Source organism: bacterium, from assembly GCA_020444325.1.
In the GTDB taxonomy this organism is placed as follows: domain Bacteria; phylum Bacteroidota; class Ignavibacteria; order SZUA-365; family SZUA-365; genus BM516.
Map to the genome: position 1 here is coordinate 22,646 of JAHLLD010000014.1, position 15,843 is coordinate 38,488.

Consider the following 15,843-nt stretch of genomic DNA (forward strand, 5'->3'; position numbering starts at 1 on the left):
GCTCTATATGCTCGTATTATTCAAGTAAATTCTGTTCTCGTCGTCACCGTCTACACAGTCATGCAGTGTCGCGGTGGGGTATACGCTTTTCAGCTTCACGAATTCCTCAAGTAGCTCTACCAGTCGCGCATGCAGCTGCAGGGGCTTGACTTCCTCCCTGCTCAACTCTTTCAGCCAGGCGCAGTAGACGGACTCAAACGCCGTAAGCTGCTCCTTCGACACCCAGCAGATTTTTACAGCCAGATGTGCGGGCACCTCCTCGCGAATACTGCGCTCGGCGAAACGCCGGAATTCCATTCCCGAATTTGCGAATCCTCCTTCCCCGTTGATCACAATCGTAAGGCGGAACGAGTACGGGTCCTGCTCACCACAGAAACTGCAGTCGGGCGGAATGCAGATCGTGAGCAGCGGATCGCCGTCGGGCAGCAGCGCGGAGGGCGCGTTTCTCGGACGCAGCAGGATATGCTCGACCACAAACACGTTATCCGCGTCGTCCGCCATGTTGTTTTCCCCCTTCAATCCGAGCAGCACGCGGATGCGCCGCTCGAGTCCGGCAATCTCATCGCTCTCACATCCTTTGCCACCATTACGGTAGTTGAACGCCTTGCCGCGGTCATGTGACATGAGGGAAAACTGCTCGAGGAAATGCACCTTGTCCGCAATCAGCTGCTCACCGGTTTTCATCTCGCTGCCGATCGCGGTGTGCAGCATCAGCGCATAGTCTGCAAAGCTCTCGGCAAAACGCGCCAGCAGATGGTCGAGGAAGAGATTGCGTCGCTGTACGGCCGATGCCGGGGTTTCGAGGAACGAGTGCAGCAGGACATCAGACATGCTGTCGTAGATTTCACCCGCGCCCTTCAGTCTCGTATCCGTCAGTACCTGCGGGAAATAGGTCTGGTGATCACCAGCCGCGGTAAGTGGTACGTCGATCGTGAGCATGTCACGAAAATGGCTGAGCTGCCGGAGATACACCGACAGAACATGTTCGAATACCATCAGGTAGGCGCGGAGCTGTTTCGCTTTGCCGCGACGCGCATCGGACGCGTGCTCCGGGAGTCCTGCACTGCTGATTCCGTAGGTCTCGGGCAGGGATTCCTGCAATGCGAGCATGGAACTGTTGTCCACCCAGCTGCCGGTGGGAACCGGAAAATCATTGTCCTGCTGACTCTGCTTACCCGTGGCGTCCTTGCCATTCTGCAGCTGCAGCGCGTCGTTGAGTTCGTCCGGGTCCGGAAGGAAAGGCAGTTCGTTCTTGTAGACCAGGACTTTCGACCCGTGGATATACAGGCGTGGAAGATGTCCCGCTGTCACCGCCAGCTCCCAGGGCTGCGATTCTACCAGCGTGCCCTCATCGTCGTACCGTACCAGTGTGAGGTTTGCGACCGCGGTAACGCCTTCGATATCCATGAGGATATTGATCACGTCTGAAGCGTACAGATGACTGCGTAGTGAGGAGGCATCCAGCTCTTCGTTGCGGATGAAGCCATGATCGAGTTCGGGACCGTTGAAAATATCCTCTGTGACTTCGCCCATCGCGAGCATCTCACGAAGAGAGTACATCGGAACAGGGGGATTGAAGTACTGGCTGATCTGCCGGTACGCTTCGCCAAGAACTTCCTCAATGTCCGCGTCCCCGGTCATGGTGATGTCGGCGCAGATGCCGATGTCTTCGACAGGTACGGTAGTGATGCTGCAGAAATCCTCCGCAAGATTGCGATGCGCATGCACCGCTGCCGTGACATCATGCATGATGCTGTCCGCTTCCCGGAGCTGTGCCGTATAGCGCGGAATGACTCCACCGCTTCCCGTATCCTCGAGCAGCTGCCGCAGGTCTGCGATGGTGATGGACCTCCGGTCGTCATCACTGCGATACCACACGCGCAACGGAACGTCGGTCAGTGTGAACTGCTGAATGGGCGCAGCGGGCGCGATGCGATATTCCACGACGAGGGTCGCGTAAAGCACGCGATGCAACGCACGGTACAGGTCTGTCTCAGGAACATCGACGACCTGATTCTTACTGGCTGCGATACTCGAAGCAGTCACCTGTTCAATGGTGGTTTCCGCAGGCAGGAGATCATCGAAGGCAGGAATGGCATCCTCGGCACGGTGATACGGCGGAAACCGCATCTCCATGGTCGCCTTGCTGAACCTGCCGGCGGAGGCGAACTGCAGATTGCTGATGACCTTCCCGCTGTTCAGATCGCCGTACACCTGGTTGACATCCAGCTCGACCAGCACATCATTGAAACCGCGAATCCGCACCGGGTGCTCTGTCCGCGCATACTGCAGTACGCTGTCTTTGCAACTGGCATAGATCGGTACCCCGCAGCGGCAGTCCTTGCACAACAGCCAGGCGTTGCGTACGCCTTCGAGATCGATGCAGAGCTTGCGAAAATCGCCTGGCGTCCACGGATTGCAGGTCAGGATTTCGCGTGCCGTGTAAAAGCACTGGCTGGCAGCATCATCCGCGGGATCCTGTGGCGCAGCGGGATGCCGCGCGAGCAGGTCTTCGACGGAGAAACCGAGCTTGTACCCGATCTCCGTTTCCGCATAGCAGAGCAGTTCGAGAAGCGTGATACCGGGATCATGGATGTTGAAGTCCGTCCACAATGCCCGCCCCAGCTGTTCGATCAGATCGATGCCCTCTTTGCGAAGCGCCGTATAGTCTTCGCTCGCGCCGAGTGCCGCCAGTTTCTTTATGGTCGTCGCATCATTCATCGCATTGCTCATGTAAGGCATCTTCGGGTTGCGCGAGAGAGACATCGAAGACATGTGCATCCGCATGGGCGGACACGAGGATGCTTCTCGCCGTTGAGGCCGTGATGATGTCGCGGTCTACGCCGGAAGCCGCGGCATCATCCGTGATATGAAACATCTTCACGTCGGTCAGATAATCGACGTAAGACCGTTCCTCGATAAAGTCGATCACCACCGATTTATGCATTTCTCCACCGAACGCGATGGACTTCCCATTGCCGAAGGCCCAGGGACTGAGAAACTCGGTGATTTCACGCGCAAGCTGTTCTTCGTAATAGAGGAGATCAGTGTAGCCCGGACGCAGCACGACCTTTGCAGACAGCTGAATTTCCTCGAACAACGGCTGCGCGGTGCACAGCGTGACATGACATGACGTACGCGCCGTCAGAAATGCGGCGATGCGCTCGAGTGTGCTGAGCTTGGTGTAGGGACGCAGCGGATCACCGTCGTTGCGGTTTTTCAGATCAGGGACGGTGATGATAGTCACGTACCCGGGAGCGACCTCGTTGTAATGCAGCGTGCCGTCGCCTTCGCTTCCCGTGATCTTCGTGTGGTTGAGGCATTTCACCTTGTAGATCTCGGGAAATTCCTCGAGCACCAGGCGCTCGTAATCCCAGATCGTGATGGCGCGGTCCTTGTGCCGCAGACGCTCCGACACGCGCTGCCGATATGCATCGGCAGATTCCTCTCCCCTTCCACCACTACTCGCGTAGGGTTGCTGCACTTTTTTCACCGCGGCATCCGGAGTGACAAGCTTCGCGATGCTGCCGGCGGGCATGACTGCGCCCCCGGATGCAATGCTGGTCGTGCTCGCCCGCCGCGCTTCAGCGGCATTGCAGTACACGCCAAGGATTTTACACACGGCATCGGGATAGGATTCTACTTTCGCCTTGAGCCAGAGCATGCCAGTGGGCAGCAGCGTATTGTCCGTCGTGGCATCACGCGGAATAGCACATTCGACAAGTCCCGACTGCAGCAACTGCAGCGTGCCGTCCTGCATCTCGTCATCAAGCTCCTTCCACACATTGTCGGAGAGATACCACCACGACACGTGCGCGTCAGGCTTGTCGATGAGCGGATCCTCGCTGCCTTCCATCACCTGGATAAGCATGGAGAGTGATGCGCCGGGCTGCAGGTTTTCAAAGCCGATATACCATTCGCCCTGTGATGGGAGCGTCGAACCGTCCTTGACCGCCATCGGTGCGAGCAGAGGGACCCCGGCACCACTGCTGTCGGCCTCGGGACGTGCATCTCCGAACGGCGCGATATGCAGAAACTGCATATTCTGCGCGCCGGTATTTGCCTCATCCGCGGTCGGGATGTCCGCCGCACAAGTTGCTGTGTAACTGAGGCGAAGGGATGCGAGTACGGGTTGATAGGGTTCGGCGGGTTCCGCTGTCGTGATGTTGGGATTATTGCCCTTCTTCAGCAGATAATTGACAAGCGATTTCCGGTAGTTGCGGTGACCGAAATCCTGATCGAGACTGAGGCGCAGGAAGCCGTGTTTCGCACTGTCGGAGTACTGCCTGTAATCCTGTTTCGGCTGCAGGAAAAAGCCGTCGTTCCCCGGCAGTGTTATCTCGAAGCTGCGTTCGATCAGCGGCGTTCCCCCGCTGTCTTCGATCAGCGTCTCCCCGGCCAGCACATTTGTCCACCTCCCGCTGTCCAGCTTTGCGAGTGTGGCGTCGGGACTGTTTGGTCCATTCGTCGAGGGAATGGAATGATAGTCCGCTGACGCGGAATAGTCATAGTCGAGATCGCCGGCACTCTCCGGCAGGTCTTTCCATTGCAGTGCCAGCCGCACCTCGGCATTGTCTTTCCGCGCCAGTTCTTCGCAGCCGATGTACAGCGCATTCCCCACGGTCGGTTCCGCACCGAAGGGCATGAAGGGTTTCGCGGCATTCAATTGGCCGAAGTCGTTGTGCAGCTCCAGTGTCGCGAGTCCTGCGCCTGCAAACGCGCTTCCGTTATGTCCCGCACCCACCCTGAGTTCCACATCCAATAGTTGCTGTCCGACGAGTCCCGCATACGCATCCACTTCCCCATTATCCTGCCTGAGCAGAACTTTCAGCACGGGATCCGTGGTCTCGAAACCGTGCCCATGCACATCCTGCACGTATGGCATGACTGCCTCCACCGCGCTATCGAGCGATACGGTCAGACGCAGGGTCTGCTTCGTAGCGCTGGACGGCGTTCCTGTCGCCACTGCTGCCGTCACCGCGCAGGCATGCCATTCCTTTTCCGTGGTGATCCAGGCATCGAACCCAATACCGGCGGGAATACTGCTCACATCGTCACAGTGCAGGTAGAGTTGAATGGTCCTGTCGCCCTCACTGAGAAGAAGAAAGCGCGATGAGATGGCAAAGCCGATGTCGGCACGGGACATGGCAATGCTATCCGTGCCGGATGCATCATCACCTTCGACACGGAATGGATGCCACTCGCCGAGCTCCGTCGTTATCTCGGCGCCTTCACCATCCGCGCTGTTCACGACCGGAGCGGCATACATTCCCTTGCTGCTCCCGCTGCCTTCGACGTAGAGTGATTTCAGTGCTGCGACCGCCGAGTGATTGAGAACGACGTCCTTGACCGTTTCATAGGTGATGACATTGCCATCGACATCCTTCCCTGCTGTGAACGCGGATCCGGAGCGAAGCAGAAAAGTTTCAGCAGCACGGGACAGTTCCAGGGACAGGTATGCGGAATCGGCGATTGCGGGAGCTGGATCAATGCGCAGGACGCGGCGGTAATAAAAATCGAGATGCCGCGCGGGAAGGGTGTTCATTTCCTCACGCGCGTATTCCATCAGCTGCAGCCAGGTGAGATACAGTGCGTACTGGGGAGGATGATACGGCCAATTCGCCAGCAGGGTGTCAATGCTGCGCTGCGCGAGGGAAACAAGGTACGCGGATGAGGCGGTGACTTCGTCGAGCAGACCGGTGAAGAAATGATGACGCGCCGCGTGAGGGATAGCCTCACCGACCGTGGCTGGCTGCAGTCCGAGCACCGTGTCATCCGGATCGACCGTGGCTTCCCACGCTGAGAATGAAGCGAGCCCCTGCCACCACAGCTCCGAAAGCCCCGACTGTACCTGAAGTGAAGCCGACTCCGATGGTGCATGGAAGATACGAGGAAGCGGCACTGCCGCAGATGAGAGGAGTCCGTTCGCTGTGGCGGATTTGAAATATCCCACGGCCGCATGGAGTACGGAAAACAACCTGCGTCGGATATGATTCTCGAGCTGTCGCGCATACTCCTCGACCGGTGCGAGTACGGCGTCTTCATCTTCCGTGTCCATGTTGCGCTGCAACGTATCGCATGTCCGCAATGCCAGCACGTAGTGTCGGTCGACGATTGACAGATAGGAAAAGAGGACATCGAACAACTCGGTGAAGGCAGACATCAGATCTGCATCCGTCGTGGATGTGTCGATCAGTACGGTCAATCGTTCACGGAAAAATGCGGGCAGTGACGAGGCGGGATGCGTGGCGATGGCCGCGAGACGGGCGACGAGGTCACGCGTAAACAGCGCATCAATGCTTCCCGATGCCTGATTCGATGCGTCGAAATAGCGCAGGTGCTCCGCCAGGCGTCCTGCCCAAACCATCCAGTCTTCAGGCCTCTTGTCGATAATCTCGACCGAGGAGGGCGAGAGTGCAGCGATGCTTCGACCATCCTGGCTGCTGCCGGATCGTGTGAGCGGTGTGCGGTTTTTGCTGCAATCGGACATAGGTTATCTCGCCAGAGGATGATTGGTGGTGAGCAGATTCAGTTCCGTACCTTCATTGCGGTAGAACGGATACACGAAGTTGAAGCGCGAATTCGTGGAACTGACCACGTAGTCTATCTCGACAAGAACCACGCCCTCATTCTGCCGCGAATCGTCGAGCTCAATGCGTTCGACTTCGATGCGCGATTCGAAATAGAGAATGGACGTTTTAATGCGATCGATGATCAGGGTCTTCATCCCCGTGTCAAGACTTTCGAACAGCAGTTCACCCAGATGACAACCGTACTTCGGCTGCATCACGCGTTCACCCGGTGTGGTGGTAAGGAGTATTTCCAGGCTCTGCCTGATATCCTCCACTCCCTCTTCCATTACCACGGAAGCCGAAGGGATGTCGAAAGCCGGAGCAAAACTCCAACCGCGTCCGATAAAACTGTCGCTGCGTGTGCCCATATCTGTTTTCTTACCCTGTTTCTGAATCAGCCTATCATGACGTTTGGACTGCCGAGGATGATGCTTCCGCCGTGCGCTGTCGTGTCACCGACACGCGCTGCGGGCATTCCCGCGATGAACACCGTTGCCGAGCCCATCGCGATCGAGTCTGGTGGACCCACGCAGGTGCAGGGATCGCCGACACGCGCTGCAGGCACACCACCGATCAAAACCGTCGGTGCCCCGACGATCACGGGTCCCCCCACATGCGGCACCGTCCCGTTGACCAGGGGACACACATGCATATCTCCAACTCTCGCTGCCGGTAAACCCATCTGTGACCTCGTTAGTTGATCTGCACCATGGAACCCTTGACGGAGGTGTTTCCTCCGGAGGATATTTCCGCTGCGGCACCGCCGCTGACCTTGCTGTTGCTTCCGCCCGAAAGCTCGAGATTCGAACCCGCTTCAGTCTTGAAATTCGCGCCCGCCGTGATGGATATATCCTGCGCGCTTTCAATCGTAATGCCGCTGCTGTCCATCACAATGCTGTTACCGTTGCTGTCTTTCATCGTAATGCTCGTCCCGTCGTCATCCATCACAATCTCGTGTCCCCCTGGAGTGGACAGTGTCAGCACCTTCTTATCGTCATCCACATGAATCCGGATGTCACTGCGTGAGACATATCCTTTTTCATGGTTGTCGTTGCTGCCCTGGATCGGTGCGGGATGACTGCTGCTGTGCAGCATGCCGAGGACGACACCGTGGCGAGGATCGTTGTTGAAAAAGCCCACGACCACTTCGTCTCCCAGCTCCGGCCTGAACACCATGCCGCGCTGATCACCCGCATCGAGACTTGCCAGCCGCATCCATGCCCCATCGTCCGCGGACTGCACGAGCGGCAGACGCACCTGGATGCGATCCTCTCCGTCAGGATCCTCCAGGTTCGTAACGATGCCAATCTGCAGTCCATGCACGGGAGGAAGCAGCGCGGCGGCGGCGGGCTGATGCACGCGAAAGTGTTCGGCGAAACGCTCCGGGGACATCCCCACCTGCAGCACAGTCTGCCAGTTCCCTTTCTCGATCTGATGCCGCACACCAGTGATCATGAGTTTTCCTTCAAAGCGCTCACCGGCGCCGAGAATCTCGACCACATCTCCGGGACGCACGGCGGCTGTACCGTCGGTTTTCGCGCTGCCGCGAATCTTGCCGAGACGATTGCGCATGCGCGCAGCATTGGCCCACGACTGCAGTTCGGTTTCCGGTATGGGACTGTGCCGGTATTCGAGTGCCTCGTTTGCAGTACTCTCCGAGAGTGTGTCAACAGTGATATTGCCTGCCGGGGGAGCCCCGGGGTCCTCACCTTCGACCTGCGAAAGTACTTCCTGTGTGGCGGGATCCCAGCCGAGTGTTTTGTATTTCTGATACTGCAGGCGGGCGTCGATTTCCAGATCGAGCTCGTGAATGGTTGCTCCGTACTGCAGGTTCAGAGCGGGATCGGCTTCAAAATCCGGCGGAGAGAAACGCACGGAATCATCATCCGGGATCACCCACCATCCATTTGCTTCGGCGCGGCAGAGCAAAAAGTCCCAGTCCGTCGCATCGTACTGCACGAGTTCTTTATGATCGACCGTATCCCCACCTGTTTCGACGGAAATGCCATGCGCTGAAAAAAGCTGATCCGCGACATCATGGTCCGTCACCTCGTGGAAATAGGCGTTGGCAATGCGCGTGGTCATGTTCACGCAGACGTGACGGCATTCGATGATGAGTACGGAAACGTTTTTCCGCACCTTGACCGAGTGCCGCACGACGATGCCCTTGAAGACGCGCTCTTCATCGTTGCGGTAGCCTGCGTGTATTTCGATATCGCTGCCCGGTACGAATTCCTCGCCGTTGCTCACCGTGAAGGTTTCGTCCGATGCCGCACCGTCGCGGAGCATAATGGTCGCCGATGGAATACGGTTGACCTCGCGATCGACGACGATGGACAGCACATTCAAACTCGCGGGCAATGCGGTTCCGTTGCTGAGAATGGAAAAGGTGGCGACGGACTTGGCTTCGCCACTCGCTATGACGCGCTGAGGACTCATGAGACCGGGGTATTCTTTTCGAGTGGAGGAAATGCGATTTCAGTGCCGGGGACCAGCGCCCGGAATTGCGCCAGGCGGTTGTGTCGTGCGACCTGGAGGTAATAGCGAGACTGTCCATAGACCTGATAACAGAGCATCGGCAGAGTCTCACCCTCCTTGACCGTATGGTAATGCGTGAGGTCGGGCGATTCATTGCGCTCCTCGGCCGTGCGGAGATTGTCTTCGACGCTGCCCTTGAAGCTGACTTTGCACACTGCGCGAATCGGTTTGCCGTCGGGATTGAACAGCTTCATGGCAATGTTCAGTCCCGTGCAGCGTCCCTTGAACAGCAGGCTGCCCCAGACGACCTGAAAATGCCTGGGCTCGTGAATGTCACCCTCATACTTGAGCAGCAGATCACGCAGCGCGGTCAGATCGTCTTCGATGGAATCACGCGGATTGCCATCGGCCACACCGGTACTGTCAATCAGCAATTCAAAGGCGAACTCTTCCGGCTTCTTGACAGTGAAACGCTGCTGCGAAGCGCTCGTGCCCTGGCCCTGTCCGTCCTGGTACTCCACCTTGTAATCGAGGGTGTAGTTTTCAGGATTGAGCATGGCGGTGAAGCTTTCCTGCTCTGAGGGAGGATCACTGTAATCCGCTTCCTTGAAAGCGATGATTTTGAGTTTTTCCAGTTGTCCTTCAGCCATCAGCGTTCTTCCTTGTTGCGAAGAATGTGCATGACCTGTTCGACAGCATCGGCGATGATGCGCTCGGGGGAAGAGGCGCCCTCACCGTTCTGTTTTGAAGCAGCCGTGCGGTCTTCGCCGTCTGCGCCCTGACCGGGTTGATTGACTGTCACCTTGATCTGCAGTTCACGAATTTCCAGCGGCATCAGGTCTCCACTTCGAAGTAGTTATAGGATATGTCGATGGTTTCGACGGCGATGGAATTGTCCGTCGCGTTGAAATCGGAGACGCTCCACTTGCGCGGCCATGCATTGTGCAGTTTCCAGCTCATGACCGGCTCATGGCTTTCGTTCAGCAGGCTGATGCGCAGGATCGCGGGTTTGATTTCCCGGTTCTGCAATGCGTCGGTGCACCATTCGATGACGGAGGAATCCGTGAGCAGTCCGCGCTTGAGCGAGAGGTCCGGGTATTTTGTCCGCCCCGGCAGCTTGTGCTCGTAGCGATTTTCGCCGCCTTCCTTGATGCTCTCGACATCGAATTCAAGTGTGAGCCCACTCACACTCTGGAAGCGGGAGTCGTTGTCATTCCCGATGCCGAGCACTTCCACCTTGAAGTGGAAGCCCACGGGGGGATAGTATCCGCCTGCAACAGGCTTGCCTGTCGTCGCCATACCGGTCTCCGCTGCGCTTGTTAATCGACGATGGACAATCCTTCATGCGCGAGCTCGAGCGTCTCGACGGCGACCTCATTGCCATCGGATTTCAGGTCGCTCGCCTGCACTTTAACCGGGAAGGCGTTCCGCACTTTCCAGGTCATGACGGGCTCGTGGCTCTCGTTGAGCAGACTGATGGTCACATCGCGGCGCTCAACGGTATTGAGGCTCACGGTTTTCATCCAGTTGTAGAAATCGATGTCACCGGAGAACGTCCCACGCTTGAGCGTGATGTTGCTGTACTTCTGCAGTCCCGGCATCTTGATTTTCGAATATTCAGGGGAGCTGCCTTCACGGTACTCGATGGCTTCGACCTGCATGTCGAGCCCCGTGACCTCGGTGAAACCGATCTTGCTTCCGCTCCATTCTATGCTGAAATGGAATTTGGGGAGAGGATAATTGGCCATGGTATCAGACTTCCGTATGTGTGGTTTGAGACATCATGAGAAACGGGTCGCCGGCAGAGCGCGCGTACGGCGCGGTCAGGATTCCGCCATCTTGTGCGAGAAGCGCAGGATGATGAATTCGGCGGGACGCACAACGGCCATGCCGATTTCCACGATCATGCGTCCTTCGAGAATGTCGAGCGCCGTCATGGTCTTGCCGAGTCCGACCGAGACGTAGAACGCATGCTCGGGCTTGGCACCCTGCAGTGCACCCTGTCGCCAGAGCACGGTCAGGAAGTTCTCGATCATCGCCTGAACCTTGACCCAGGTATTGGCGTCATTGGGCTCGAAGACGAAACCGGCAGTGGCGTTTTTCGTGCTCTCTTCCACCATGTTGAAAAAGCGTCTGACGTTGACATAGCGCCACTCGTTGTCATTGCCCTTAAGCGTGCGCGCACCCCAGACCAGCGTACCACGTCCGGTGAAATTCCGTATGGCGTTGATGGATTTTCCAGCCACGGAATCCACGTTCAATGAGGCCTGCTCTTCATGCGTGATGCGGGCTAGCGGACCCGAGACGGAAGCGATGCTCTCGTTGGCCGGTGCTTTCCATACACCGCGCGTACCATCGACACGGGCGTAAATCCCCGCAACGGCACCGCTGGGCGGCAGCTTGCTCCATTCGCGCTCAATGGCGCTGACGATGTTGCCGATGATGCTGTGTTTCTCATACAGCGCTTCCTGCGCGCTGGTCTGATACTCACTCGCGGCCTCGCGCAGCGCATCCGCGAATGCGGAGAGCATATTGAACGCCGACTGCAGGTCGAGTGCGATCATGCGCGCGATACCGGGCACTTCCGATGCCGTGCCGGGGTCACCGTAATCCGTGCCCGTGGCAGTTACCGAAGCTGGAGCAGCTGCCCCGAGCCAGGTGAGGTCGATGCCGCTGTAGGCAGTATTGACGTCCCCGATAGTGCTCAGGGCATCCACGTCGGCATTGCGATCGAGTCCGATCATGGCCGTAGCCGCGCCGCGCCAGAGCGTGTTCGATTTCGCATACGTCGCGAGATCGTTGAGCATGTTCGCGGTGGTCAGCGTGCCGAGAAGGGATTGAAAATCGAGCAGTGCGAGTCTGCAGAAATTGAGAAGGATGTTGAGATTCGCCGTTGCCGCGGTCTCATCACCCGATGCATCCACCTGCAGTTTCATCTGCATGAACTTGTCTTTCATTGTCGGCAGCGTCGTGCCGCCACCGAGTGAGCCGTCCGTCGCATCCGCCGAGCGAATGTTCGTGATAACGGCTTCGACCGCGGCAGATTCCGCTTCGGCGCTGTTGAACGTGGTCACGAGTGCATTCAGCGTGCTGTCGGAGGTGATGCTTCCGAGATCCACCGCGCCGCTGTCACTCAGCCGCGTCACACCGGTGCGGAACATCGGGAAATCCACCGTACGCGGATATGACGTAATGAGCCAGGGTGTGTAGGCGGCACCATACTTGAGGCTGTTGATGCCGATGTTGTTTCGGAATGAAGCGACTGCCTGGTCGTGATCGTCAATGGTATGTTCATGCAGATCGAAGACGGCAACGCGGTCCTGCAGTTTCGCGCATTGCGCGAGTGCCTGCTGCTGCAGCGAGTACAGGTCGGTATCCGTCGGATCGTCCACCGAAATGTTGCACGCATCCGGGAACAGCAGGATTGTCGGTTCATCCTCTTTCTCCAGTGCACGGAGTCCGTCAAGCATACTCGAATTCGCACCGTCCAGTTCAGGTGCATTGTCGAAGTTGCCGACGGAGACGATGTAGCAGTCTCCACCCCCGTTATCGAAGAAGAGCCGCATGCTGTCGTAGAGATAAAAACGTTCTGAATTCGCGAGGGTGACGCTGTCAACAGCGTAATTGTTGGCATCGTCCACCACCACAGTTACGGACGCCGGAACATGTTCTCCGCCGAAGTACTCTTCGAACTCCAGGAGTGAACTGATACGTGTCGGTTTCAGGGTGAGGCTTTCGCCGTTTTTGACCGCGATCTCGGTATAGCCGACAAAGGCCGGAATGGCGGTTTCCACTTGCGCGATGGATGGCGGTAGCTTGGGAATTTCCTCTATGTACACGCCCGGGGTCTTATACGATGTTGCCATGGCACCACACTGTTGTTAGTAATTGAGAGTGACTTGACTAGTGATATAGGATGTGCCGTTCTGCATGGCACTGCCCCGGTCGCGGAGTCCGGGTACTTCCATGTTTTCAATCTGGATGGTCTTGAGCGGGTCGACAGGATTGGTGTCGTTGAATTCGATCACAATGCTGCCGTAGGCTGTTTCACGCAGCGGCTGCGGGAGTGTGCTGCGGAAAATGCCGGACTCAGGCGACGTGAAGCTGATGCTGCCGCTGCTGTCGAGCACGTTTTTCACGCGTTCGGTTTTTGCGCGGTACTGCCAGAGCACGCTCAGCGGCGCAATGCGAATGGTGAATCGCGGGTGCGCAAAAGTGCCGTCGTTGTGCAGCAGTCTGTGCGTGGAGGGAATTGCATCCCCTTCCGCGATACGCACAAAACCGATGGCATCATACCAGTCGTCGTCGGGTCGCAGGCAGATCATTTCCTCGACGGCATTGACAGAAATACGGTAGACGCCTTCGGGAACATGCTGGAGGGAAACGCGCTGCCGGGATACCGGCGCTTCGTGACGCGTGCTCTCGAGGAACACGCTGCGATCGTAGAGACCCGTTCCCGCATCAAGCGCGAACAGTTCCACGGTCACCACATCGGCTGCGGGCTGCACGTCGACGAGGAATTCCGGTCCGGTAAACAGGCACTGGTTTTCTTCCACGGCATAACACACCGTCCCGACCTCACGCCAGCTCCCCGTTTCCGACAGCTGGTTCTGCGGTGTCGATGCGGAAAGATCCACGAGGCTCTCATAGCAGAGATCGGCACCGTCACGGACGAAGCTGCCGACGGGATAATCGCTGGCGGCATTGAACAGCGGCTGGGACGGATGCAGGTACGCCTTGCCGCCAAGTTCGGTACCAAGGCGGTTGCCGAAGAGATATCGTTTGCGTCCACGCGGATCCAGCGGCAGATTGCTCATCGCATAGAAACGCGAAGCCAGCGTCTGCAGCCGAAACGTAAAATCGATGTTGGATGGAATAGGGAGGAAAGGAAAACTATCGTCTTCCGTCGGGGCAAGCACGTAGAAGATGTTCCCGTGCTGCTTCGTCAGCAGTCCGCTGCCCGCGAGCCGGGCAAGGCATTCCGCCGTCGGAAACAGCATGCAGTCCCGCGCCCTGCCATCAGCATGGTAATCGTGCAGTATTTCTATACTGCACAGATCGGTGTACCTCATGATACCTACCTGTTACACTCATTCACTATTTCAGACGATCGGGCCACAGCAGCGTCTCCAGGCGATAGAGATCACTGCTTCTTTCTCATTTCGGTTGTGTTACCCTGTCACGCAGCACCACTTCACGAATGAGATCACCCTCGACATCGCGTCCTGTATCCTCGATACCCACGACGCGGACCTTGTACAGCACGGAAGGCAGATACTTTCCGCCCAGCGTGCTCCATAAATGATTGACCTGCTCAAAATTGAGCGTGCAAAGTTCAAGCGAAAGTTTTTCAAGGCTCGCATCGAGGTCGGGCTCCGTCGAACTCTCGAAAACATGCGAGCCTTGAAAGCATCTGATGATGAGGCTGATTGTCTCCAGCGAAGTCGTGTACGTATTTCCAATGGCAGTGAACAGCGCGTAAACGTTGAGGAGGATTTTTGGATTTCGATACACGATACCATCCACCGTCCTATGGAAATTCTCCGGGTTCTTCGCCATCCTGTCCTCTTCAAGGTTGACCAGCGTCAGCAATGCATGCGTACCGTCCTCATCGTTTCCGCCATCGCTCTCGACGTACTTCGTGATGTTCCCGACCGTCAACCGGTCTTCGGTCACAGGACCATACTCAGCATCGAAATACTGATTCACTTTCTTTGCGAGGAAAAGAAGAGCCTTGTCAATCAAACCCATAACCTCCTGCTGCCGTAGCAGCGGGTGAGATCGCAGATGCGTGAAAAAGAATGTGATTTTGACTTCGAGCAGAGTATAGGGATGCGATTCACTAAAAGCAAGTGTTTTTTTCGCTATTAACACGCAGCTCCATGTTGTAATAATTCATGGAATCCCTTCCACCCCTGAAATTCGCAAAAACAGCCCGCTTTTACCCTCGAGAAATCGACGACATGGGGCGAAAAAAGTGACCTGCGGGAGGCGGTGAGATGCAAGGTTGCCGGACTCCAGCTTGACAACGCGCCGCCCCGATCTGCCAGGCATTCTTCCTTTTTACGACATTCCCTCTCTGCTTCCCTCCTGATAGGCGGTACCACCCAGACAGAATCGGGGGTTGCCACCTATTGACTATTCGGATAATATTATCGTTATTCAGAAGTAGTCGACTCTCCCCTCTCCACAAAGCTCAGTCCGACGGCCAGCGCCGTCTTCATCATATTACCCATCCACGGAGAGCATCATGAAAAAATTGATCGCTCCCCTGTTTGTGCTTGTGCTCATGCTGCCAGGCCTGCAGGGGAATGCACAGGAGGCCCCGCGACCCGAAGCCGTGAACACGCTGTTTGCATCGCTGCTGGGATCATGGGAAGGGAGCATGCATATGCAACGGCCAGGCGGGATGGAGATGGATATTCCGATGACGTATGATTTCGAACCCCTTCTTGATACGACCTCCGTGATCTGTACACTGAAAATGGTGATGGGCAACTATGTTGTCAACGCGATAGAGGTGTACTCATGGTCTGCCTTAACGAATCAGGTAATAATGTTCGGGACTTCGGGCCGTGGTGAAGTGACACACTCCGCCGGCCCTGTGCCGGTAACTGCAAACGGACCAATAGAACTGGTCCTGACACCAATAATTTACGAGAGCAAAGAACTCACCGGTACAACGGTGATGCATATGCAGAACGAGGGGGCGCTGCAGTACAAGATTGTGATGAAACTGGGCGGAGAGGATCTGGTAACGCAGACGATTCAGCTGCACAGGAACTGACGATCA

The 15,843-nt window shown here is 56.9% G+C and carries 13 protein-coding genes; 1 reads left to right on the forward strand and 12 read right to left on the reverse strand.

What is annotated here, in order from left to right:
• Positions 1 to 3: 3 nt before the first annotated feature.
• From KQI65_15600 to KQI65_15655, 12 genes are all read right to left on the reverse strand, one after another.
• Positions 4 to 2,775, reverse strand: a complete 2,772-nt coding sequence (locus KQI65_15600) for a hypothetical protein (GenBank protein MCB2206167.1) — start codon at positions 2,773 to 2,775, stop codon at positions 4 to 6.
• Positions 2,714 to 6,490 (reverse strand): baseplate J/gp47 family protein, encoded by a 3,777-nt coding sequence (locus KQI65_15605; protein MCB2206168.1) that lies wholly within the window; start codon positions 6,488 to 6,490, stop codon positions 2,714 to 2,716. The genes KQI65_15600 and KQI65_15605 overlap by 62 nt, the downstream gene beginning before the upstream one ends.
• Positions 6,491 to 6,493: 3 nt before the next feature.
• Positions 6,494 to 6,940 carry a GPW/gp25 family protein gene (locus KQI65_15610; GenBank protein ID MCB2206169.1) on the reverse strand — a complete coding sequence of 149 codons (447 nt, stop codon included), beginning with the start codon at positions 6,938 to 6,940 and terminating at the stop codon, positions 6,494 to 6,496.
• 26 nt (positions 6,941 to 6,966) lie between these two features.
• On the reverse strand, positions 6,967 to 7,254 hold the full coding sequence (locus KQI65_15615; GenBank protein ID MCB2206170.1) for a PAAR domain-containing protein: 288 nt from the start codon (positions 7,252 to 7,254) through the stop codon (positions 6,967 to 6,969).
• Between the two features lie 11 nt (positions 7,255 to 7,265).
• On the reverse strand, positions 7,266 to 9,011 hold the full coding sequence (gene vgrG, locus KQI65_15620) for a type VI secretion system tip protein VgrG (protein MCB2206171.1): 1,746 nt from the start codon (positions 9,009 to 9,011) through the stop codon (positions 7,266 to 7,268).
• Positions 9,008 to 9,700 (reverse strand): LysM peptidoglycan-binding domain-containing protein, encoded by a 693-nt coding sequence (locus KQI65_15625; protein ID MCB2206172.1) that lies wholly within the window; start codon positions 9,698 to 9,700, stop codon positions 9,008 to 9,010. Before KQI65_15625 ends, vgrG begins: the two co-directional genes overlap by 4 nt.
• Positions 9,700 to 9,885 (reverse strand): hypothetical protein, encoded by a 186-nt coding sequence (locus tag KQI65_15630; protein MCB2206173.1) that lies wholly within the window; start codon positions 9,883 to 9,885, stop codon positions 9,700 to 9,702. The genes KQI65_15625 and KQI65_15630 overlap by 1 nt, the downstream gene beginning before the upstream one ends.
• Positions 9,885 to 10,349 carry a phage tail protein gene (locus KQI65_15635; GenBank protein MCB2206174.1) on the reverse strand — a complete coding sequence of 155 codons (465 nt, stop codon included), beginning with the start codon at positions 10,347 to 10,349 and terminating at the stop codon, positions 9,885 to 9,887. Before KQI65_15635 ends, KQI65_15630 begins: the two co-directional genes overlap by 1 nt.
• A gap of 20 nt (positions 10,350 to 10,369) precedes the next feature.
• The gene (locus KQI65_15640) at positions 10,370 to 10,798 is read right to left on the reverse strand and encodes a phage tail protein (GenBank protein MCB2206175.1); all 429 of its coding nucleotides are present in this window, start codon (positions 10,796 to 10,798) and stop codon (positions 10,370 to 10,372) included.
• Positions 10,799 to 10,873: 75 nt separating this feature from the next.
• Positions 10,874 to 12,916 carry a phage tail sheath subtilisin-like domain-containing protein gene (locus KQI65_15645; protein ID MCB2206176.1) on the reverse strand — a complete coding sequence of 681 codons (2,043 nt, stop codon included), beginning with the start codon at positions 12,914 to 12,916 and terminating at the stop codon, positions 10,874 to 10,876.
• Positions 12,917 to 12,931: 15 nt separating this feature from the next.
• Complete coding sequence (locus tag KQI65_15650; protein ID MCB2206177.1) at positions 12,932 to 14,122, reverse strand: hypothetical protein; 1,191 nt, start codon at positions 14,120 to 14,122, stop codon at positions 12,932 to 12,934.
• Positions 14,123 to 14,207: 85 nt separating this feature from the next.
• A complete protein-coding gene (locus tag KQI65_15655) occupies positions 14,208 to 14,795 on the reverse strand; it encodes a DUF4255 domain-containing protein (protein ID MCB2206178.1) in 588 nt (195 codons plus the stop codon).
• A gap of 505 nt (positions 14,796 to 15,300) precedes the next feature.
• Between KQI65_15655 and KQI65_15660 the strand changes: the two genes are divergently transcribed.
• Entirely contained in the window at positions 15,301 to 15,837 is a 537-nt protein-coding gene (locus KQI65_15660) for a hypothetical protein (protein ID MCB2206179.1), read from the forward strand.
• Positions 15,838 to 15,843 lie beyond the last annotated feature (6 nt).